This window comes from Acidimicrobiales bacterium, assembly GCA_036378675.1.
Lineage (GTDB): Bacteria > Actinomycetota > Acidimicrobiia > Acidimicrobiales > Palsa-688 > DASUWA01.
This window is the reverse complement of the sequence record DASUWA010000043.1, coordinates 19,652-39,892: the sequence shown is the minus strand read 5'-3', so window position 1 is coordinate 39,892 and position 20,241 is coordinate 19,652. Positions and strand designations below refer to the sequence as shown.

Sequence of the window (20,241 nt, the reverse complement as noted above, 5' to 3'; positions counted from 1 at the left end):
CACCCGGCCCGGAGGTGGCCAATCGCACCTACGTGAGGGGTGAATTCACGTAGCGCTGCCGGTGGGTGCCGGCGAAGCCCTCAGACCGGCGCAGACGATCGCAAGCATCCGCGCCTGCGAGGCGTCGGACGCCGGGTTGCCCATGGCGCACGTGCCCATGATCAAACCGAAGAGATCATCGATGGTCACGTCGGACCGAATCGAGCCCGTCGCCTGCGCGCGCGATAACAGCTTCCTGAACGCGTCCTCCACGGATCGTTTCGACTCCGGCGCAGTCTGATGGACATCGACGCCTGCACCGGCAAGCGCGTCGATGAGGTTCTTCTTCGACGCAGCCTCCCCGCCCAGGCAGGTCATGAATTCGAAGAGCGCCTCATCGGCGTCCTCCCGCTCCGCCAGCTCCCGCGCGCGCTCGGCGATCTCATCCAGGTGGGCGACAAGCACGGCTTGGAACAAAGCCTCCTTGGTCGGAAAGTGGCGGTAGAGAGTCCCCGCCCCCACACCGGCCCGGCGGGCGATCTCGTCGACGGGAACCCCGAGACCCTCCTCGGCGAATGCCTTGTCCGCCGCGTCGAGGATCAGCTCACGGTTGCGGCGGGCATCGGCCCGTAAGGGCAACGAGCAGGCGGCGGTCATGACGTCACCACAACCTTAAATACCGATTGACAAACGGAACGATCGTTCCGTATAGTGATGGGAAACCGGAACGCACGCTCCGATTATATCTCCCCCCAAGGTTCAAAGAAAGAGGCAGTCGCATGGCTGTAATTGATACTGAGCTCCTCACGCCGGGTGGCGAGGCCATTTCCGAACCGGACCCCCGCCGGTTCCGGGCGTTGACGGTGATCGCCATCGCCCAACTCATGGTCGTGCTCGACGCGACGGTCGTGACGATCGCCTTGCCGTCGGCGCAGCGAGCCCTCCATTTGTCCGTAAACGACAGGCAGTGGGTATTGACCGCCTACACCCTCGCGTTCGGCGGCCTTCTGCTGCTCGGTGGCCGGATCGCCGACTACCTGGGGCGCAAGCGGATGTTCGTGCTGAGCCTCGTCGGGTTCGCCGGCGCCTCCGCCCTCGGCGGCCTGGCCCAAAGCTCGGCCATGCTGTTCGGGGCCCGGGCGCTGCAGGGTGCGATGGCCGCGGTCATGGCGCCGGCCGCGCTGTCGCTGATCACCGTCACCTTCACCGAGGAGCACGAGCGGGCCCGGGCGTTCGGTGTGTACGGCGGCATCTCCGGTGGCGGGGCGGCGCTGGGCCTGATCCTTGGAGGGTTGCTGACGCAGTACGTGTCGTGGCGGTGGACGCTCCTGATCAACGTTCCGATCGCGCTGGTCACGGCGTACGCGGCGACCCGCCTGGTCGGCGAGAGCCGCACGGAACGGCGCTCGAGCTACGACGTCCCTGGCGCGGTGACTTCGACCGCCGGACTGCTCGCTCTGGTCTACGGGTTCACCCGGGCGGAGAGCCACGGCTGGGGAGCAGGCCAGACCCTGACCTTCCTGGCGATCGGGGCGGTGCTGCTCGCGGTGTTCTGCGCGATCGAATATCGCAGCGACAACCCGCTCCTTCCGTTGCGGGTGCTGGCCGAGCGCAACCGGGGAGGCTCCTTCATCTCCTCGTTGCTGGTGGGCATCGCCCTCTTCGCCATGTTCCTCTTCCTCACCTACTACTTCCAGCAGATCCTCGGGTACTCGGCCCTCAAAGCGGGCTTCGCCTTCCTGCCCTTCTCGGCGGGGATAGTTGCGGGCGCGACCCTGTCGAGCCAGGTGCTGCCCAGGGTCGGGCCCCGACCGCTGATGACGGCCGGGTTCTTCCTCGGCGCCCTTGGGTTGGCGCTCTTCACCCAGGTGCATCCCGATAGCTCGTACCTGACCCACATCCTCCCAGCCGAGCTCATGGTGAGCCTGGGCCTGGGGACCGCTTTCGTGCCGATGAGCAGCGCGGCGCTGATCGGCGTCGACGAGAGCGACGCGGGTGTGGCCAGTGCGCTGGTCAACACCACGCAGCAGACCGGTGGTTCTCTGGGGGTCGCCTTGCTCAGCACGGTTGCCGCCTCGGCGACCACCGGCTATCTGGCATCCCACCACGGAGTGCATTCGGCGTTCGCAGCGGCGACGGTCCACGGTTACACCACCGCTTTCGCGATCAGCGGGGTGTTACTGGCCGGGGCGGCGGTGGTGTCGCTGCTTCTGCTGCGGGCCGATCGCGATGACCTTCCCAGCCAGACGGAACTCGTTACTGCCTAAAGACCTGAACGCGAAAGGTACGTCATGATCAAAACTGAGACTCATCCCGACGGAATGGTTTCCCTTCGTCCGATCGGGGACCTCGACTGGTCCAACGCAGGTGCATTAGGGCACGCGGTGCACAACGTGCTCACCCCGTTCGTTCGCGTAGAGATCGACCTCGAACATGTGATCTCGGTAGACGCGGTGGGCATAACTCGCCTTCTGCGCTCGGTCCGGCTGATCCGGAGCATCGCGGGCGAGGTCCAAGTCACAAGGGTGCCCGCGGCGGTTCAATCCCGCCTCGACCTGCTCGGTATCGACCTGCGATTTATCGGTACGTCGCGACCCGGAGAAGCTGCGTAACGTCAGGTGCCGACGGGGCGATTCCTACGATGAGGCTCCAAGCAGGTCACATATTCCGCCAAGCGATCCGCCAGCTCAAAGGGGAGCTCCGGATCTCCGAGATCCGGGTCAGGCCAGATCTCGGAGATGCGACGCCAGTGCTTCGCTCGGCCGAGGAACGGCCCCACTACAGGCTCTCGTCCCAGTTTGCGACGCCAGGTCTTCTCTTTGGCCACCAGCCGGGCGAGCGCTGCCTCGTTGTCGGCAGGCTCGGGGTATTCGCAATGAAAGCCGATCTCCAGACCAAGCACCTTGGCGCCGGGCGCGAGATCAGCGCCGATGACCTGAGCCTCGTAGTGCTCGCGCGGCGCCTTCGGGGAGCCGAACCAGACCTTTATCCCATAACGATGCTCGTAAAGCCCGACGTCTCCGAGTTCGGCCGGCATCAGGCCTCGCAACGCGTCGGCCACGTCTGCAAATACCGGTCGGCCGGCCACTGCGCTCCGTTGTTCAGGCGCACTTCGCATGCTCATGCTGGTGACGGAGCCTAGCGAGCTGGCAGTCAGCTCAGACAGGCGCTATCTCGGGCGGATCCTCTCTATCCCGACGACGCCAAATCTCTAGACTTTCTCGATGAACGTATCCAACGAGCTCGCCGTCGCTGAGACCCTGTACCGATATGCCATTGGGGTCGATCGTCGGGATTGGGGGTTGTATCGCTCGTTGTTCGCCGACACGGTGGCGATCGACTTCGCAAGCTACGACCCGGACCTTCCGCCGCGGCGGATGAGTGCGGATCAGTGGGTCGCCGGGGTGGTTCCGTTGTTTACGGGGCTCGCCGCGACACAGCACTCCATGACGAACCCGCTCGCAACGATCGACGGTGACAACGCCGCGATCACCATGTACGTTCACGCGCATCACGTCTACGACCCGACGGACGCGGCCTCCTGGTACACGATCGGTGGGTACTACGAGGACACGCTCGCGCGGGTAGCCGGACGCTGGTTGCTGACCGGCGTCCGACTCATGGTGACCTGGCGCGCTGGTGACCCAGCCATCATGGAACTGGCGAGAGCGGAGGGCGCCCGCCGACTTGGTGCCTGAACTCGCGGGCAACCCACGCACGGACGCTTCTATTCGACTTTCGGAACTTGCCCTTGACCCGCCCACTCGCGGCAGCCATCATGCCCTAGTCAGGTCGGACCCGCGGGCGGGTCCCGGCCGAAGCCAATGAAGCCGAGGACCGACCCAAGGGGGCGCCAAGTGCCGATAGCCGTTTACTTCCATCCGAAGGGCATGACCCTGGAGCAGTTTCGCGAAGTCCACAAGCGGCTCGAAGCCGCTGGAGTGGGCCTGGCCGACCAGCAAGGCCGTCTGCATCACTCGTGCTTCGGAGACGACGGCGATCTGATGGTTTACGACGTCTGGGACTCGCAGGAGTCGTTCGGGGCCTTCGGACAGAAACTGATGCCGATCCTTGCCGAGGTTGGGGTCGATCCAGGCGAGCCAGCGGTCATGCCGATTCACTTGCTCGACCAGCAGCGAATAGCCGGCGAGGTCTGAGTACCGCTCCAAAGATCATCACAACTCGGCTAGTTCTTGGCTACGGCTGCGGCCACTTGGTGCTTTACACGACCTCGGGTCCGGCTATCAGCAGCTCACCCCAGGCCGAACCCTCGAGATTCGTCGCCTCGGTGTTCTCGATGAATTCAGTCAATGTCTGAATGAAACGAGCGGGCTCCTCGACGTGAGGGAAGTGACCGGATTCTTCGAAGATCACTAGTTGGCTCCCGGGCATCGCTCGGTGGGCTTCGTGCGCGTGGGCGACAGGGATGATCCTGTCGCGTTCACCCCACAAGATGAGGGTGGGCAGCAGAGACGATAGGTAGAGCCGGTCGTGAGCACTGACCGTTTGGCCACCTACGTTTACGACGGCGCGTAGAGTTCGCAGGAATGCCTCGCGGGTCTCGGGATCGATGAGCGAGACGTAGCTGCGCCACTCCTCCTCGACCCGCGGTGCCCGTAGCCCGAAGCGCTGCAGACTGCGGCTGACCAAGTTTCCCGCGTCGCGCACGAACGAAGGGAACAGAATCGGCGTGACGTACTCAACACCGGGGAAGGTGAGAGCACGCAGGATCCATGAGACCTCCTGGCCCAGTCCGCCACTCGAGACCAGGACAAGGCGTTCGCAATGCATGGGATGTTGATAGGCCAGCTGCATCGCGACGCCACCGCCAAGTGACTGGCCAATTACCGTGGCCCGGTCGATTCCAATGGCGACAAGGAGGTCCCGCAGCGCGTTCGCCTGAGCCCCCAACGAGTAATCCTGGCGCGGCTTGTCGGACTCTCCGTGACCGGGCAGGTCGGGGGCGATTACGGTGTAGCGCTGCGACAGCGCCGGCATGACCTCACGCCAAGTGACCGAGCTGCCGGCCATTCCGTGTATCAGCAGCAGTACGGGCCGCTTGGTCGTCGAATCCTCCCCGCCGATCCGATAAACCATCCGGTGCCCGTGCAGGTGAACGACACGCTTCTCCACTGGCGTCACCCCGAGAAGGTACCGCGGTGAAGGCCAGCCAGCGCAAGGGTCGCTGGGTTCGGCTCTACGTGATTGACCCTATCCGTTAGCAATGCGTACGATACGACTCATAGAGCCCAGAAATGTTCGCGCTGGTCGTACTGACCGGTACAAGTGGGTAGCCCTGGTCAACACCACCCTGGGAACGCTCATGGTGACGATCGACGGATCGATCGTCCTGATCGCCATGCCCGACATCTTCCGCGGCATCAAGTTGGACCCGCTTCTTCCTTCGAACAGCTTCTATCTACTCTGGATGATCCTTGGGTACCTGGTGGTGACCAGCGTCCTCGTCGTCAGCTTGGGTCGCCTGGGCGACATGTTCGGAAGAGTGAAGATGTACAACCTCGGCTTTGCCGTCTTCACCTTTTTCTCGCTGCTCCTCACAGTTGACTGGATGAGCGGCAAGTCAGGGGCGATGTGGCTGATCGTGTTGCGGCTGTTCCAAGGCGTGGGTGGAGCCATGCTCTTCGCCAACTCCGCTGCAATCCTGACGGATGTCTTCCCGCCCTATCAACGCGGCATGGCCCTGGGGTTGAATGGGGTAGCTGCAACAAGCGGCACCTTCATCGGCTTGGTCCTGGGCGGTCTGCTGGCGCCCGTCAACTGGCGACTCGTCTTCCTCATCTCAGTACCAGTCGGTCTCTTTTGCACGGTGTGGGCATACACCAAGTTGCACGATGTCCTGCCTGGCAATCCGGCCCGGGTGGATTGGGCCGGCAACCTAACGTTCGCGGCTGGATTGATCCTGGTGATGGTCGGGATCACATACGGCATCGAGCCTTATCACGGTCATTCGATGGGATGGACGAACCCGGCCGTCATCGGCGAGCTGGCCGGGGGCGTGGCGTTACTGATCGCTTTCGTCTTGATAGAGACCCATACGACCGACCCGATGTTCAGGATCCCCTTGTTCCGGATCCGGGCGTTCACAGCCGGCACACTCGCCAGCTTCCTGTCCGCGGTTGGGCGAGGCGGATTGATGTTCATGCTCATCATCTGGTTGCAGGGCATCTGGCTGCCCCTCCATGGCTACGACTTCGCGCGCACTCCTCTTTGGGCTGGGATCTACATGCTGCCTTTGACCATCGGATTCCTCGTCGCCGGACCGATATCGGGGTGGCTATCGGACCGTTTCGGGGCGAGGCTGTTCGCGACCGGAGGGATGCTTTGCGCCGCCGCGGCGTTCCTGTTGCTTGAACGGCTGCCGATCGACTTCGACTATTGGGCTTTTGCCCCCCTGTTGTTGATGATGGGTCTCAGCAACGGTCTGTTCATGTCCCCCAACCGGGCGGCGGTGATGAATAGCCTGCCCGCTGAGCACCGGGGGGCTGGAGCGGGGATGGCGACTACGTTCCAGAACTCAGCGCAAGTCCTCTCCATCGGGATCTTCTTCTCGCTGGTGATCATCGGACTTTCAGGTGCGCTGCGGGCAACCCTGTATCACGGTCTGACCCAACAGGGTGTGAGTCCTGGTGTCGCCAGCCACGTCTCCCACCTGCCCCCTGTGGCCACCCTGTTCGCCGCGTTCTTGGGTTACAACCCGATGCAACACCTGCTCGGGTCGTCGGTCCTCGCTCATGTCTCGCCCTCCCACGCGGCCGCCCTGCAGGGCAGGTCGTTCTTCCCCAATCTCATCTCGTCGCCTTTCGCCCACGGCCTGCACACCGCGTTCGGCTTCGCAATCGCAGCGTGCGTCGTCGCCGCAGCGGCGTCTGTGAGCCGTGGACGCCACACCCGCTACACCGACATCACGACGAGTGGAACAATCCCGACCGGCGAGGACATCCATGCCGCTGGGGTCATCTCGGCCGCCAAAGCCCGATCCGCCGTCACAACCGAGGGCTGGCCGCGGTGACGCATAGTGGAAGCGGCCGTCGTAAACATTTATCGGGTGGCGGTCGAGGGTGATAACAGAGACACTCTCGAGCGCCTCGTAACGGACATGCCGATAGTCCTCACTCATTTCAAGCACGGGGCGAGGAACGACTCCAGGGTGTCGCGCATGATGCGCCGTTGCTCTTCGCCCGAGAACCCGGTCAGCTGGTCCGAAACGTACTGCGATGGGTAAGCGAGCCCTTCGCCGTGTGGGAAGTCCGAACCGAAGACGATGGGATCGATACCCACGTCCGAAACCACCCGCTGCACGTTCTCCTCCGGATATGGCGCGATGACGAAGTGCTGGCGGAATATCTCCGACGGCCGGCGATCGAGGCGCCCATTCTCCGACCATTTGGCCTTGCGACCCATGAGGAAAGCGTGGTCGGCCTTGCGAAGAGTGTATGGGAGCCACACGGTTCCCATCTCTGACAGCAGCACCTTGACCTTCGGAAAGCGCCCGAAGAAGTTGTGCAGTATCAGACCTGCGGTGAGCTCCATTGCGGGACGGTCACCCCAGTACATCATCCACTGGAACGCGTCGAAGTCCCCGAAGACGGCGTTCGGGTCCTCAGACCAGTCCGCTCCATACTTCTGGTAGTCCGTGCCACCTAGGTGCACGGCCAGTCTTATCTCAGCCTCGTTGACGATGGACCAGAACCGGTCGTATACGGGATCGGCCAGTGACCTGCCGCCGTAGGGATTGTGGGCTCCCCCGTGAGCGTGGCCGCTCTTGGTCTGGATCATCCGGGCGCCGTCCCCAATCACCTGCTCCAGTTCCTTCACCGCCAGGTCCGGGTCGGCGAAGGAAATGTAGGGCGGGAGGAAGATGCGGTTCTCGGCGTTAAAGTTCACTTCCTCAGCCATCCAGCGGTTGAAGGCGCGGATGTTGGCGTACAGGGCTGGGATGTTGTCGGCGAACTCGTACTCGATGTCGTGAGCGGCGGCAGGAAACATGACAGCTTTGTCGATCCCCTGTTCGTCCATGAGCGCCAGACGGAGATCGCGGTTGCCGAACGCCTCCGACTTCTCCCGGAACTCGGCCACGAATGCCTGGCGCTGCTCCTCAGACAGCCCTTTCAGCGGGTTGAGGCGGTTGAGGAGCATTCCCGGGACTATGCCGAGCTCGCGCTCGCCTTCCTTCCTGGGGACGGTGCCCCTTCCCGCGCCAACGGTCGAGGTGTCGCCGAGCATCTTCTGAACCTCTTCCTTCGAGTAGGTGACCTGATGCGCGTTGAACTTGGAGTGCTGGCCGGCGAACAGTTGGACCTGCTTGCCATCTGGCCCCGTCACGTACCGGATGGCGAGCTCGGCCTTGGAGGGATCGATGTACCTCTCGAAGCAGTCGGGCGGCTCGGTGAAATGGTTGTCTGCGTCGTTGATGCGATAGCCGAGGTCCGCGTTACCCCTGATCCCCAACTCGGTGGTGGTCATGGCCCTCCCTATTTTCCATACCGCCGAAGCCGCTGGCATCGACAGCCTTCACCGATGTTATAAGCCCCTCTCACGCCGGGCTTCGTTGGCCGAAGCAGTTGGTGACCCGCGGGACCTTAGACTTATCAGAGTGAACGATCCGATGCGCTGTTGCGAATGGACAAGGTCAGAAGGCGTCGATCCGATCGGGACAGCTGGATCCTACAGGGGACTCCTAGTCATCGACTGGCCGCTGCCATGGCCCCGCGATGTCTCGGAATTCCCAGGCCTAGGCGAACTTTCGGTCGCCGCCAAGCGGCGCGGAGTAAGGGTTCAAGCTGTGGTCCCCCGCAGCGATTCCTCTTGGTCCGTGTCCATGTACAGCTGGGACCCTTCCCGGGGTCGCTATCTGGGCGTCCGGGCTCCAGCACGCCTGAGTTCGGTCGAGACGGCTTCAGCATTGTTGGCGGGATCGGAACCTCCCGGGTGCCACCCGGTTGAAGCGACGGAAGTGCTCATCTGCGGTCACGGGCGAAGAGACCCATGTTGCGGCTCGCTTGGCACGTCACTCCAAATTGAGTTGCAGGCTGATGGAACATTGGCTGGGAATGCCGTGCGCCGAACCAGCCATACCGGGGGGCATCGTTTCGCGCCAACTGCGATAATTCTTCCCGAGGGAACCTGCTGGGGCTATCTGGACGCCCTGTCACTCATTCGCATCGTTACACGGACGGGACCCATCGAGGACCAGCTTTCTCGTTATCGCGGCTGTACTGGAATGAGCTCGCCGGCTGTTCAGGCCGTGGAGAGGGCGATCCTTAGGGAGATCGGCTGGGACTTGCTCGACTGGCCCCGATCGGGACATGAAATTGGAAGTGACAGCGTGCTCTTCACGGCGACTGAACCCTCGGGACTGACTAGAACCTGGCGGTCCGAAGTGGCCACCCGTCGTATCCTGCCTGTACCTGCATGTGGCGAGCCCCTGTCCGGGAATGAGAAGACCGAACCGGAGCTAGTAGTTGAGGGACTAAGGGAACAGGATGTCCGCGAGTTCGCCTAGTGATCAGCAAGGGACTCCTGGTCGGAAGGTGGGATAGCGGTCTATCTATAGTTGATCGGTGGACTTCGCAGAGTCGCCGGAAACGGCCGCGCTGAGAGCTCAGCTGAGAGACCTGATGCGAGAGCTTCTGCCCCCGGACTTCCTCGGCGCATTTACAGACGATCCTTCCGACCTCGCGACAACCCAGAGGTTCTGCCGAGAGCTTGGTGCCCGGGGCCTCATCTCTCTCAGCTGGCCGGCACAGTACGGGGGTCAAGAGCGGAGTGTCTGGGAGTTGATGGCGCTGCGCGAGGAGATGTGGGCGCGCCATGAGCCGCGGGGTCCCCAGTACATGAACGTGAACTGGGTAGCGCCGGGCATCATGCGCTTCGGCACCGAAGCGCAGAAGGAACAGCACCTGCCTGCTATCGCGGCCGGCGACGAGCTGTGGTGCCAGGGCTTCTCCGAACCCGAAGCAGGTTCGGACCTCGCGTCACTGCGCACCGTCGCCAAGCCGGTCGGCGACGGCTGGGAGGTTCACGGACAAAAGGTGTGGACGTCGTACGCGACAATGGCGCAGTGGATCTTCCTGCTCGCGCGAACTGATCCCGCAGCAGAGAAGCACCAGGGCATTACGGCGTTCTTGGTGCCGATGGACAGATCCGGGATCGAGGTCCGGCCTATCCGGGCGATGATAGGGCCCCATCACCTGAACGAAGTCTTCTTCGATGGGGTGTGGGTCGGACCCGATGACGTGCTGGGCGAGGTCAACGGCGGTTGGCGGCTGGTCCGTGAAACGTTGGCCTTCGAGCGGGTGGGCATCGCTCGGTACGCGCGCTGCGAGCGCCTCCTGCTCGAGGCGCCGCTCTCTCTCGGCGAGCGCTGGCAGGGGCTTCCCGATGTGTTGAAGGGGCGCTGGGCGATGGCGCTGGTACACGCGAGGCAAGCACGGCTGCTGGCATACCGGGTCGTCGACCGGCAGGCATCCGGTCAGGTGGATCCGAGCGACGCTGCCGTCTACCGGATCGCGGTTACGAAGTTGGACCAGGAGGTCGGGGAGGTCCTGATGGACGTGGTGGAGGAGTTTGCCGTCGGCGGTGGCGAAGAGCCGTACAAGCAGTTCGTCCGAGCGGTCGAGGACCACTGGCGGTACGCGCAGGCCTCGACGGTCGCGTCAGGGTCGACGGAGATGCAGCGGGTCCTGCTCTCGAGGGCGATGGTAGGAGAAGGACGATGAACACCGAGCCGTCGACGGAAGCCTTGGAGTTTGCTCAATCGGTAACCGCCTGGCTGGCCGCATCGGGGGGATTCGATCACGTTCAACGAGCGGAGGCCGACCCCAGCTACCGCGTCAGCCTCGGCGAGGGGTTCGCCCGCCTGGGCACCTGGGACATCGACGCCGTCGAGGACCAGGAGCAGGCGGAAGCGGCTGCTCTGGCGTGCCGTGCCGCGGGTCGGTTCGCAGTCCCGTACCCGGTAGCGGAAAGGATCGCTTCCGCTTCGGTCGACGGGGCGGACGCGATAGCCCTCGTCTGGGACGAGAGAGGACGGGTGCCACATGCTGATCTGGACCTCAGCTGGACGGTGCTCGACCTCGAAGGGCGCACCGCACAGGTCGTCGGTGTCGGGTCTCCTGTCGGAGGAAAGCTCGGTCAGTTCGTCACCCCGGTCGAGATCGGGGATTGGTCCGGGTCGACAAAAGCCGGTCCCGTGCTGCTGACACTCCAAAGCTGGACACTGCTCGGGATGCTGCAGGCTGCCCAGGATCTCACCTGCTCCCACGTGCGGGACAGGGTGCAATTCGGCAAGCCGCTGGCCGCGTTCCAATCGGTGCAGTTCGCCTTGACGGACATCGCGGTCGCGACACAAAGTCTCGAGGAGCTGTGCAAGTACACCCTATGGGCCGTGCGCCGCTTCGAACCGGACGCGATGACCGATGCTGTTGCTCTCCGGGCGGCATCGCTGGAAGCCGCAGAGACCACGTTCCGTATTGCTCACCAGCTTCATGGCGCGATCGGATTCTGCGACGAGTCGTGTCTCTCATGGCTGTCGCGCTACAGCCAACCGTTACGCCGGTTGCCTCGAGGGCGGTCGCACAGCGAAGGCCTTCTCGTGGACCTGATTGCCGGGAGCGGTTACTACAGCCCTCTAGAGGAACGAGCGCGGGCGGTGTCTGAGGGCTCCATCTGAAACTGCGCACCGCCGCGCCAGGCCTCCAAGCTGAGACGTTCGATCTTGTCTACGAAGAGCTGTGGACATCGGTACATCCAGTTGTGATCCACGGTCTTGCCGCCGGGTCTGGGTGAGACGACAGTAAACGTGGCGTCGAGCTGTTTTGCGAACCGTCGCCCCTCCTCTTGGCGAAGGAGCGTGTCCCGTTCCGCCCAGAGGACGTGAGCTCGTAGACCGGCTCTAGCCACAGCCGTGACGTCGGGATGATGATCACCGACAAATCCGTGCCAAGCAGCTTGGGCAACCCCGGCCGGGTGAGCGATGAAGGTATGAACAAAGTCCAATGCGGCACCCGGCGTGGCGAGCAGAAAGAGGTTGGTCGGGCGCAGCGCCTGCGTGGCGAGCCCCCATCCGTTGGACAGACCGAGAGTGTCGCAGAAGACCAACTCAACCACCCGCTCGGGACAGGTGGCGGCGAGACCCAGCTCGAAGCACCCCCCGAAGGAGTGGCCCACGGCAGTGACCCGGTCCAGTTCGAGTTCGTCGAGCATGCCTACCAGCTCTCCCAGGGCTGACTCCGGGGTCCATTGCCGTTTGGTATCGAAGAGGTCAGGAACGATCACTCGAACTTTTCCTCGAGCGGCGAGCTGCTCGGCGCTTCGACGGTAGCTCAAAGGCGACAGACCGAAGCCGTGCAAAAGGAGGACCGGGGACCCCTCACCAATGTCAAGCCTCTTCACAGCTGGTCATCCAAGAGGTGGAGCGCCATCATCGTCAGCGAGCCCATGATCGGGAGCACTTCATGCGTGCACTGTCACGTTCAGGTCCAAACCGTTACACGCCATCGCGAGCACCTCAGCGCGAACAACTACAGGTCCCGGATGTAACAACTCAGCCCGCCAGCAGACAGCGTTCTCCGGTTACGGACGAGGAGGCAGTTGGTGAACGGTTTGGAAGGCAAGACCGCAATTGTGACGGGTGGCAGTTCGGGGATTGGCCAGGCGATAGCTGTCAGGTTGGGACACGAGGGCGTCAACGTGGCGGTCAACTATGTGGGATCGGTCGAGGGCGCGGACGCGACCAAACACGCCATCGACGCCGGGGTGCGGGCTTGCATCGATGAAGTCAACGCGTGCCCCCGCCCCCAGCCGGGCCATCCTGGTGGAGGCCGACGTGTCGGACGAGACGGCAGTGGAGCAGATGTTCAAGGACGTGCGAAACGAGATCGGCACGGTGGACTTCCTGGTCAACAACGCCGGCATCCAGATCGCCCAGGACTCCGACGTGCTGGAGCGGGCGGCCTTCGACCGGGTGCTGGCCGTGAATCTGCGGGGTGCCTTTCTGTGCGCCCGCGAGCAGATCCGGCAACTTCTCGACGACAACCGCCCGGGGGCGATTGTCAATGTCTCCTCGGTCCACCAGATGATCCCGAAGCCGAAGTTCCTGGGCTACTCGGTGAGCAAGGGCAGCATGCAGAACCTGACTCGGACACTGGCACTCGAGTTCGCCGGGCGCGGTATTCGCGTCAACGCCATCGGTCCGGGGGCCACGGTCACACCGATCAACCGGGCCTGGATCGACGACCCGGAGAAGCGGGCCCTTGTCACAATCCACATCCCGATGGGCCGGGCCGGGCTGTCCGAGGAGATGGTCAGCGCCACGACCTTCCTGCTGTCGGATGAGGCGGGCTACGTCACCGGCCAGACCCTGTTCGTCGACGGCGGCCTGACCCTGTTCAACGATTTTCGGGGCACATGGAGCTCCGAATGACCGAAAGAGGTTGCTTCCTGACACTCGTCGTTCTTCGTGTCCGCCGGAGCGGTCAACCCCCACCTTGACCATCGTCGCCAACGCCCTGCAGGTCGGTGACCATCTGGCTGATCCGCTCGGCTGAGGCCCAGCGAGCGACCTAGCCTCGCTCCCATCCAATTCGCCCCCCGCCCGACCATTGACGACGAATCCGAGCTGCTCGCCGCGCTACGCGGCGGTGATGAACAGGCCTTCGCCGACCTCATCGACCGCTACCACGCCAGCATGTTGCGGGTGGCCCGCTACTACGTTTCCAGCCGCGAGGCCGCTGAGGACGTGGTGCAGGAAACCTGGCTCGGGGTGATCAAAGGTCTGGAGGGCTTCGAAGGGCGCTCATCGCTGAAGACCTGGATCTTTCGCATCCTGGTGAACCGGGCCCGCACCCGGGGCCAGCGGGAGGCCCGCACCCAGCCGTTCTCCGCTCTCGGCAGCGACACAGATGAGCCCGCCGAGGATCCCACCCGGTTTCACGACACAGGCCGATGGACCGGATTCTGGTCTACGCCTCCGACCTTCCATTCCCCGACAGAGCAGCAGGTGATCTCCGCCGAAGCCACCAAACAGGTCTTGGCCGCCATCGGGCAACTGCCCAACAGCCAGCGGGTCGTCATCACCTTGCGCGACGTTCAGGGGCTCTCCGCTTCAGAGGTGTGCGAGCTCCTCGACATCAGCGAAGCCAACCAGCGAGTCCTCCTTCACCGGGCCCGCACCAAGGCGCGAGCCGCCCTCGAGCGCTACCTGGACAACTCCGACAATGTCGAGGTGACCGCCTGATGCGCCAACCCCAGGTCCGCTGCGTCGAGTTCGTCGAACAGATCACCGAGTGGCTAGAAGGCGGACTGTCCGACCCTGAGCGGCTGCTCTTCGAGGAACACCTGGCCTACTGCGGCCCGTGTGGCCGCTACGTCGACCAATTCCGAGCCACGCTGCGTCTCCTGAGAGACAGCGACCAGCCGCTGGGCGACGCACCGCCCCAACCCCTGCGGGACAGCTTGCTGAACGCCTTCCGCCAACAGCACCGCTGACCGAAATCCTTTCTCAGTCGTGCGCCAGAGCAAGGCGCTCGGTCAACCAGGCCGACTGGAAGAACCGCTCTCCCGCGTACCCGCGGTCGAAATCGACCTGCGCGCCGCCTGGTCCGGCCTCGATGTGGCCAGCCGAGCAGGCGCACACAAAAGGCGCCTCGGAAATCGGACCGGTCAGAGCGAAGTGGGCCGCGTCAGCAGCCAAGGCCGCCGCGGTCCCCTCGAAAGTCGAGTCTTCTGTTTCGGTCATCAAATCCTTCAACTCGGCCAGGGTGGTGGCGGCCTCGAAACGGGACGCCAAATCATCGGCACCCGACTCGCGCAGGGGTTGAACGGCCCGATCCCGGGCCCGCCAGGCGCAGACCGCACCCAGCTCTACGGCTGCTGCGGGATACGCGTCAATCCGCGTCAGGAGCCGTCCCCGCCGGGCGGTCAGCTTGTGGCGAGTCTCCACCACCGGTTCCTCCAACTCGATCTCCCACAACGAGGGCGCCAACCAGTACGACAAGTCACCCGCCCTGCAGGCGTGCACACCCGCGTGACAAGGCACCGCCGACGCAGCCTCGACCCACTCGCCGGCCGTCCAAGGCGTCAAAGTGAACGGGGCGCGCCCGGCGGCATCCAGAAACTTGTACGCCCTCAGGACTCGCAATGTAACGCACGTCCGATCGCTAGGACGACAACAAAGAGAAATTCGGTCCAGCGCCGTTGCGAAAGGAGAAGCAATCACGATGGGCACACCAGAAGTGTTTGATGTGATCGTGATCGGGGCCGGGCCAGCCGGCGAAAACGTGGCCGGCATCACCGCCGAGGCGGGCCTGCAGGTCGCGATCGTGGAAGCTGAGCTCGTCGGCGGGGAATGCTCGTACTGGGGTTGCATCCCGTCCAAGGTGCTCATCCGGCCGGGGGATGTGCTGGCCGCCGCCCGCAGGGTGCCCGGAGCGGCACCCGCGGTTCACGGTGGCGTCGATGCGGCTGAGACCTTCGCGCTACGAGACTCGTTTACCGGACACTGGGACGACACTGGGGCTCTGCCCTGGCTGACCGACCGCGGGGTGGCCGTGGTGAGGGGACGAGGCCGGCTGGCCGGCGCCCGGACGGTCGCGGTCGAAACGTCCGACGGCGACATTCGGCGCATCCGAGCTCGTCGGGCAGTGGTGCTCGCGACCGGCACGTCCGCGGACATTCCCCCCATACGGGGTCTGATCGAGTCGGGGCCGTGGACCAACCGGGACGCCACCGCAGCCAAACAGGTGCCCAACCGCCTGATCGTGCTAGGCGGGGGACCTATAGGACTGGAGATGGCTCAGGCCTTCCGGCGGCTAGGCAGCCAAGAGGTCACGGTCGTCGAAGCGGCCACCCGGCTCCTGATCCGCGAAGAGCCCTTCGCCGGCGACGAGATCCGCTCAGCACTGGAAGCAGAGGGCATCGCCGTCCACACCGGCGCGACTGTCGCCTCTGTCGACCGGCCGGGCGACGGCCCCGTCACCGCGGCGCTTACCGCCGGGAGAACGATCACCGCCGACGAGATCCTGGTCGCGACCGGCCGGAGCGGGGCCGTTGCCGGCCTCGGCTTGGAGACAGTCGGGCTGGCGCCAGACCGCTACGTCGCGGTTGACGACCAGCTGCGGGCTAACGGTGTGGAAGGAGGCTGGCTGTATGCGGTCGGCGACTGCAACGGCCGTGGCCTGTTCACCCACATGGCCAAATACCAGGCCCGAACGGCCGCCGATGTCATTCTCGGCCGACCAGCCGCCGCGGTCGCAGACCACTACGCAGTCCCACGGGTGACCTTCACCGACCCGCAGGTGTGCGCGGTTGGCCTGACCGAGGAGCAGGCCCGCGAGGCCGGCGTCGACGTTCGAACGGTTCGCTACGCCACAGGCGGAGTTGCCGGCGCAAGTGTGCTGGGCGACCCGTTCATCGGCACCAGCCAGCTGGTAGTCGACCAGAGCCGGCAGGTGGTGGTGGGCGCCACGTTCGTCGGACCCGGCACCCAGGAACTCCTGCACTCCGCGACCGTGGCCATCGCCGGCGCGGTTCCCCTCGAACGGCTCTGGCACGCAGTCCCCTCCTTCCCCACCGTCAGCGAGGTATGGCTGCGACTCCTCGAGACCTACCGAGGTCGGGCAGAGTGATCGTGTGAGACTCCATCTGCGTTGGCCGCGCCGGGACAAGCTGCGGTGCCGCCAGGCGATTGAACTCCTCACCGAATACCTGGAGGAAGCCCTCCCGGCCCGCGAACGCTCCCGGCTGGAGGCGCACCTGCGAACCTGCGACGGCTGCCGTGCCTACCTCGAACAGCTCCGAGCCACTATCGCTGCGCTTGGCCGCGCTCGACTCCCGCCCGCAGACCCGTCAGTGCGGGCCGAGCTCATCGAGCTGTACCGGCGCTTCCGCGCCAAGCCCAGCTGAACTCACACGAAGCGCGTCCTAGGACGGGTCTGGAGTTCGTTGTCGACGAAGAGGTCGACGAGTTCGTCGTAGAACGCGACCAGCCCGGCGATTTGCCCTGACTCACGGAACGGGGAGTCGTAGCTCCACGCAACGTCGGCAAGCACCCCGTTGGCCGTACGAACCGACCAGTAGCGAGCGGTGCCCTTGTATGGACTCATCGAGGTGGTGGTGGTCGCGTCGAGGAGGTGCATGCGGACGTCGAGCTTGGGGAAGTAGGTCCGTCGAGGCAGATTCGTTTCGAACAGAAAAGTGGGATGAGTCGTTTCGGCGATCACCGTGCCACCGGCTTCCACGCGCACGTGGCGCGACGCGCGGAGGATGTCGACTCGTGTGTAAGGGTTGCGGGGGTGGACGAACACCTCCTCGTCCTCCTCGGACCAAGCGTCCATCGCCACCCATTCGAACCGGACCCGATCTCTGAGCTCGTCTATGGGAGAGTCGGGGTGACGCCAGCCGGCGTCGACGGCCTGCCTATTGCCGGCACGCACGGTGTAGTGGTGGGCTGTACCTCGGCTGGGTGATCGGGTGGTCGTGTCGGTTGGTTCGAGCACGCCTTCGGCGATGTCGGCGATCGGGATGTAGTACTGCGGGTACCACGGGATCTCCCATACGTACAGAGCGTTAGTGGTGTCGGCGACGACCTCGCCCCCAAGGACGATCCGCACCCGCTTGCGAGCGGGCTCGACGCGTACCCGACCTCTTCTGTCAGCCGTTCTATTCTCTTCTAGTCGCCGCAGCTGTTGCGTCATGACGCCGATGCCAGCCATGCGCCGCGGAACATTTGGCGCTCTCGTGGGCAGTGTTCGCCGCGGCTCAGGTGCATCGCGGTGGCCATGTCAGCGGCCGGCCCGAACTGCGGCGGCGTACCCATCGGCACCGATGAGGGCAAGTGCCTGGTCTTCGTCGGCCGACGAAGCGCCGCTCACACCGATAGCTCCAACGACTTCCCCGTCGACGACGAGAGGGATCCCGCCCTAGAGCGGCACCGCCCCGGCGAGGTGCAGAGCGGAGGGACGGCCGTTGCTGGCCTGATCCTCGAAGTCCTTGCTGGGATGCCGGTAGATGGCCGCGGTTCTCGCCTTGTCGGTGGCAACACCGACGCTGGCGACCTGCGCGCGGTCTGGGCGGCGGAGGTAGACGAGCTCGCCGCCGGCGTCGACGACGGCGATAACGACGCGGTGGCCATACTCGGTTGCGTGTTTCTCGGCTGCGGCAAGGACCGCGTCAACGGATCCGTTGTCGAGGACCTTGCGGGTACGGACGATGGACATCGGGGTCAAACCTCCAGGGTTGAGTGATGTGTCTCGTCCGACGAGAAGCCAGGACGTTACGCACCACCCCAAGCGATACAGTCGTAACGCTCGATGTCGTCACGAGACAGCACAGCCAACAAGCTGGTCCCCGTGTTGCCTTCGCAAAGGAGCTGGCGCAATGAGCACCACCCCGATCGCGGATTACGCCCTTCTCTCCGATCGTCACAGCGCCGCGCTGGTTAGCCGTGACGGTTCGGTCGACTGGCTGTGCCTGCCCCGCTTCGACAGCCCGTCGATATTCGGGCGTCTGCTGGGTGAGCAAGCCGGCCACTGGTCGATCCGGGCTGCGCGGGCCACCGAGATCTCTCGCCGCTACCTGAACCGAAGCATGGTCCTGGAGACCAGCTACAACACCCCGACAGGCCGCCTGGTGGTGGTCGATGCCCTGGCCATGGGAGACGGAAACCGGGGGCACCAGCTCGGGAAGGACGCTCCTCACCTGTTGATGCGCCGTGCGACCTGCGTCATGGGCGAAGTGGATGTGGAATTCGAGTACGTCCCCCGCCCGGAGTACGGGCTGATTCAACCGTTGCTCGAAACAGTCGACGGAGGTGTCCGTGCAATCGGAGGCTCGGACGTCCTTGTTTTGTCCGGTCCTGTCCCGCTCACTATCGGCGAGTCGTCGGTGTCGGGCCTGGTGCGCCTCGTGTCGGGGGAATCAGCAGGCTTTGCCGTGCACCACTGCAAACGTGCTGAACCCAAACAGGCCCGGGTGTGGAGCCAGGCCCAGATCCACCGGCGCGTGGAGGACACGCTCAAGGCCTGGGAATCATGGTCCGAGCTACATCAAGCCTACGAGGGCCCGTGGCACGATCTGGTCCACCACAGCGGGCGAGTCTTGCAAGCCCTGTCCTTCGAGCCCACCGGAGCGATCTGCGCGGCGGCCACCACCTCGCTGCCCGAGACCGTGGGCGGTAACCGCAACTGGGATTACCGCTTCGCCTGGGTGCGCGACGCGAGCTTCACCATTGAAGCGCTATGGGTAGCGGCTTGCCCGGACGAGGCCAACGAATTCTTCGAATACATGACCACCTCGGCCGCAACCTCGGTAGCGCGCGGCACCGATCTGCAGATCATGTTCGGAATCGGCGGCGAACGGGACCTCACCGAACGAGAACTGCCCCATCTGCCCGGCTGGCGCGACTCCGCGCCAGTGCGGGTAGGCAACGGCGCGTGGAGCCAGCGACAACTCGACGTCTACGGCGAACTACTCAACACCGTCTACCGCCTCTCCGACCAGGTCGCCGAGCTGTCCCCTGCCACCAAGCGCTTCCTGGTCCACCTCGCCGATGCCGCCGCCCGGCGCTGGACCGAGAAGGACCAGGGCATCTGGGAGATTCGCGGGGAACCGAGGGATTTCCTCTACTCCAAGCTGATGTGCTGGGTCGCCTTGGAGCGGGCTGTCGCCCTCGCGGAGCGGCTCGACGCGACCGACCGGGTGGGCGACTGGAAACGGATCCAGGACGAGATTCACGACGCCATCATGACCAAGGGCTGGAGCGACCAGGCCCAAGCCTTTACCCAGTCGTTCGGGTCGGACGACCTCGACGCCTCCAATCTGATGATGCCCCTAGTCGGCTTCCTGCCCCCCGACCACCCGAGAATCCTGGCCACCATCGACGCCACCGAATCCCGCCTCACCGACGAGGGGGGCCTCGTCTACCGCTACCGTTCCCACGACGGCCTACAAGGCGAGGAAGGCACCTTCCTGCTCTGCACGTTCTGGCTGGCCCAGGCGATGGCCCTGGCCGGCCAGCCAGTCCGGGCGCGCCAGGTCTTCGAACGCGCCGCCGCCTTCGTCAACGATGTGGGCCTGCTATCCGAAGAGGTCGACCCAAGCTCCGGGGAGCTCTTGGGCAATTTCCCGCAAGCCTTCAGCCACATCGGGCTAATCAACGCGGCGTGGGCCATCTCCCAGGCGGAAGACCTTGACTCCGAAGGCGTCCGTTAGGTTGGATTCGCTGATACGAGTACATCGCATATC

20 protein-coding genes and 1 pseudogene are annotated in these 20,241 nt (G+C 64.4%); 13 read left to right on the top strand and 8 right to left on the bottom strand.

The window, feature by feature from the left end; translation table 11 throughout:
- Window positions 1-45 precede the first annotated feature (45 nt).
- A complete protein-coding gene (locus tag VFZ97_13955; GenBank protein ID HEX6394536.1) occupies window positions 46-636 on the bottom strand; it encodes a helix-turn-helix domain-containing protein in 591 nt (196 codons plus the stop codon).
- Between the two features lie 122 nt (window positions 637-758).
- Here VFZ97_13955 and VFZ97_13950 point away from each other — a divergent pair, with 122 nt between their 5' ends.
- Both VFZ97_13950 and VFZ97_13945 read left to right on the top strand, forming a co-directional pair.
- Window positions 759-2,246 (top strand): MFS transporter, encoded by a 1,488-nt coding sequence (locus VFZ97_13950; protein ID HEX6394535.1) that lies wholly within the window; start codon window positions 759-761, stop codon window positions 2,244-2,246.
- A 24-nt stretch (window positions 2,247-2,270) separates the two neighbouring features.
- Window positions 2,271-2,591: an STAS domain-containing protein gene (locus VFZ97_13945; GenBank protein HEX6394534.1), complete on the top strand. Its 321-nt coding sequence runs from the start codon at window positions 2,271-2,273 to the stop codon at window positions 2,589-2,591.
- Between the two features lie 2 nt (window positions 2,592-2,593).
- On the opposite strand, the gene VFZ97_13940 is transcribed toward VFZ97_13945, so the two are convergent.
- The gene (locus VFZ97_13940) at window positions 2,594-3,103 is read right to left on the bottom strand and encodes a hypothetical protein (protein ID HEX6394533.1); all 510 of its coding nucleotides are present in this window, start codon (window positions 3,101-3,103) and stop codon (window positions 2,594-2,596) included.
- Between the two features lie 100 nt (window positions 3,104-3,203).
- On the opposite strand from VFZ97_13940, the gene VFZ97_13935 reads away from it, so the two are divergent.
- Both VFZ97_13935 and VFZ97_13930 read left to right on the top strand, forming a co-directional pair.
- The gene (locus VFZ97_13935) at window positions 3,204-3,677 is read left to right on the top strand and encodes a nuclear transport factor 2 family protein (protein ID HEX6394532.1); all 474 of its coding nucleotides are present in this window, start codon (window positions 3,204-3,206) and stop codon (window positions 3,675-3,677) included.
- 159 nt (window positions 3,678-3,836) lie between these two features.
- On the top strand, window positions 3,837-4,136 hold the full coding sequence (locus VFZ97_13930; protein ID HEX6394531.1) for a hypothetical protein: 300 nt from the start codon (window positions 3,837-3,839) through the stop codon (window positions 4,134-4,136).
- A 64-nt stretch (window positions 4,137-4,200) separates the two neighbouring features.
- Here VFZ97_13930 and VFZ97_13925 read toward each other — a convergent pair whose 3' ends face one another.
- The gene (locus VFZ97_13925) at window positions 4,201-5,121 is read right to left on the bottom strand and encodes an alpha/beta fold hydrolase (GenBank protein ID HEX6394530.1); all 921 of its coding nucleotides are present in this window, start codon (window positions 5,119-5,121) and stop codon (window positions 4,201-4,203) included.
- Between the two features lie 82 nt (window positions 5,122-5,203).
- On the opposite strand from VFZ97_13925, the gene VFZ97_13920 reads away from it, so the two are divergent.
- Window positions 5,204-7,009, top strand: coding sequence for an MFS transporter (locus VFZ97_13920; GenBank protein HEX6394529.1), 1,806 nt, complete (start codon window positions 5,204-5,206; stop codon window positions 7,007-7,009).
- Window positions 7,010-7,113: 104 nt separating this feature from the next.
- Here VFZ97_13920 and VFZ97_13915 read toward each other — a convergent pair whose 3' ends face one another.
- On the bottom strand, window positions 7,114-8,463 hold the full coding sequence (locus VFZ97_13915) for an amidohydrolase family protein (GenBank protein ID HEX6394528.1): 1,350 nt from the start codon (window positions 8,461-8,463) through the stop codon (window positions 7,114-7,116).
- A gap of 1,097 nt (window positions 8,464-9,560) precedes the next feature.
- On the opposite strand from VFZ97_13915, the gene VFZ97_13910 reads away from it, so the two are divergent.
- Together VFZ97_13910 and VFZ97_13905 are read left to right on the top strand one after the other, a co-directional pair.
- Window positions 9,561-10,718 carry an acyl-CoA dehydrogenase family protein gene (locus VFZ97_13910; protein ID HEX6394527.1) on the top strand — a complete coding sequence of 386 codons (1,158 nt, stop codon included), beginning with the start codon at window positions 9,561-9,563 and terminating at the stop codon, window positions 10,716-10,718.
- Window positions 10,715-11,671: an acyl-CoA dehydrogenase family protein gene (locus VFZ97_13905; protein HEX6394526.1), complete on the top strand. Its 957-nt coding sequence runs from the start codon at window positions 10,715-10,717 to the stop codon at window positions 11,669-11,671. The genes VFZ97_13910 and VFZ97_13905 overlap by 4 nt, the downstream gene beginning before the upstream one ends.
- On the opposite strand, the gene VFZ97_13900 is transcribed toward VFZ97_13905, so the two are convergent.
- Window positions 11,620-12,393: an alpha/beta hydrolase gene (locus tag VFZ97_13900; GenBank protein ID HEX6394525.1), complete on the bottom strand. Its 774-nt coding sequence runs from the start codon at window positions 12,391-12,393 to the stop codon at window positions 11,620-11,622. The two genes, VFZ97_13905 and VFZ97_13900, sit on opposite strands and share 52 nt — an antisense overlap.
- A gap of 310 nt (window positions 12,394-12,703) precedes the next feature.
- Here VFZ97_13900 and VFZ97_13895 point away from each other — a divergent pair, with 310 nt between their 5' ends.
- The 3 genes from VFZ97_13895 (at window position 12,704) to VFZ97_13885 (ending at window position 14,487) form a co-directional block, all read left to right on the top strand.
- Complete coding sequence (locus VFZ97_13895; protein HEX6394524.1) at window positions 12,704-13,423, top strand: SDR family oxidoreductase; 720 nt, start codon at window positions 12,704-12,706, stop codon at window positions 13,421-13,423.
- A 120-nt stretch (window positions 13,424-13,543) separates the two neighbouring features.
- Window positions 13,544-14,236, top strand: coding sequence for an RNA polymerase sigma factor (locus VFZ97_13890; GenBank protein HEX6394523.1), 693 nt, complete (start codon window positions 13,544-13,546; stop codon window positions 14,234-14,236).
- Window positions 14,236-14,487, top strand: coding sequence for a zf-HC2 domain-containing protein (locus tag VFZ97_13885; protein HEX6394522.1), 252 nt, complete (start codon window positions 14,236-14,238; stop codon window positions 14,485-14,487). The genes VFZ97_13890 and VFZ97_13885 overlap by 1 nt, the downstream gene beginning before the upstream one ends.
- Before the next feature lie 13 nt (window positions 14,488-14,500).
- On the opposite strand, the gene VFZ97_13880 is transcribed toward VFZ97_13885, so the two are convergent.
- Window positions 14,501-15,139 (bottom strand): hypothetical protein, encoded by a 639-nt coding sequence (locus VFZ97_13880; GenBank protein HEX6394521.1) that lies wholly within the window; start codon window positions 15,137-15,139, stop codon window positions 14,501-14,503.
- Between the two features lie 79 nt (window positions 15,140-15,218).
- Here VFZ97_13880 and VFZ97_13875 point away from each other — a divergent pair, with 79 nt between their 5' ends.
- Together VFZ97_13875 and VFZ97_13870 are read left to right on the top strand one after the other, a co-directional pair.
- Entirely contained in the window at window positions 15,219-16,625 is a 1,407-nt protein-coding gene (locus tag VFZ97_13875; GenBank protein HEX6394520.1) for an NAD(P)/FAD-dependent oxidoreductase, read from the top strand.
- A gap of 4 nt (window positions 16,626-16,629) precedes the next feature.
- Complete coding sequence (locus VFZ97_13870) at window positions 16,630-16,902, top strand: zf-HC2 domain-containing protein (GenBank protein HEX6394519.1); 273 nt, start codon at window positions 16,630-16,632, stop codon at window positions 16,900-16,902.
- A gap of 2 nt (window positions 16,903-16,904) precedes the next feature.
- Here VFZ97_13870 and VFZ97_13865 read toward each other — a convergent pair whose 3' ends face one another.
- Window positions 16,905-17,693 carry a DUF427 domain-containing protein gene (locus tag VFZ97_13865; protein ID HEX6394518.1) on the bottom strand — a complete coding sequence of 263 codons (789 nt, stop codon included), beginning with the start codon at window positions 17,691-17,693 and terminating at the stop codon, window positions 16,905-16,907.
- Between the two features lie 87 nt (window positions 17,694-17,780).
- Window positions 17,781-18,215: pseudogene (locus VFZ97_13860) on the bottom strand (heme-binding protein).
- A gap of 160 nt (window positions 18,216-18,375) precedes the next feature.
- Between VFZ97_13860 and VFZ97_13855 the strand changes: the two are divergent.
- Entirely contained in the window at window positions 18,376-20,208 is a 1,833-nt protein-coding gene (locus VFZ97_13855; protein ID HEX6394517.1) for a glycoside hydrolase family 15 protein, read from the top strand.
- The last annotated feature ends 33 nt before the right edge of the window (window positions 20,209-20,241 follow it).

What these genes read in the sequence shown, in the direction of transcription:
- VFZ97_13875 (HEX6394520.1), top strand. Translation starts at nt 15,219, where the DNA reads ATGGGCACACCAGAAGTGTTTGATGTGATCGTGATCGGGGCCGGGCCA.
- VFZ97_13905 (HEX6394526.1), top strand. Translation starts at nt 10,715, where the DNA reads ATGAACACCGAGCCGTCGACGGAAGCCTTGGAGTTTGCTCAATCGGTA.
- VFZ97_13885 (HEX6394522.1), top strand. Translation starts at nt 14,236, where the DNA reads ATGCGCCAACCCCAGGTCCGCTGCGTCGAGTTCGTCGAACAGATCACC.
- VFZ97_13940 (HEX6394533.1), bottom strand. Translation starts at nt 3,103, where the DNA reads ATGAGCATGCGAAGTGCGCCTGAACAACGGAGCGCAGTGGCCGGCCGA.
- VFZ97_13955 (HEX6394536.1), bottom strand. Translation starts at nt 636, where the DNA reads ATGACCGCCGCCTGCTCGTTGCCCTTACGGGCCGATGCCCGCCGCAAC.
- VFZ97_13915 (HEX6394528.1), bottom strand. Translation starts at nt 8,463, where the DNA reads ATGACCACCACCGAGTTGGGGATCAGGGGTAACGCGGACCTCGGCTAT.
- VFZ97_13855 (HEX6394517.1), top strand. Translation starts at nt 18,376, where the DNA reads ATGAGCACCACCCCGATCGCGGATTACGCCCTTCTCTCCGATCGTCAC.
- VFZ97_13920 (HEX6394529.1), top strand. Translation starts at nt 5,204, where the DNA reads ATGCGTACGATACGACTCATAGAGCCCAGAAATGTTCGCGCTGGTCGT.
- VFZ97_13935 (HEX6394532.1), top strand. Translation starts at nt 3,204, where the DNA reads ATGAACGTATCCAACGAGCTCGCCGTCGCTGAGACCCTGTACCGATAT.
- VFZ97_13945 (HEX6394534.1), top strand. Translation starts at nt 2,271, where the DNA reads ATGATCAAAACTGAGACTCATCCCGACGGAATGGTTTCCCTTCGTCCG.
- VFZ97_13950 (HEX6394535.1), top strand. Translation starts at nt 759, where the DNA reads ATGGCTGTAATTGATACTGAGCTCCTCACGCCGGGTGGCGAGGCCATT.
- VFZ97_13865 (HEX6394518.1), bottom strand. Translation starts at nt 17,693, where the DNA reads ATGACGCAACAGCTGCGGCGACTAGAAGAGAATAGAACGGCTGACAGA.
- VFZ97_13895 (HEX6394524.1), top strand. Translation starts at nt 12,704, where the DNA reads ATGTGGGATCGGTCGAGGGCGCGGACGCGACCAAACACGCCATCGACG.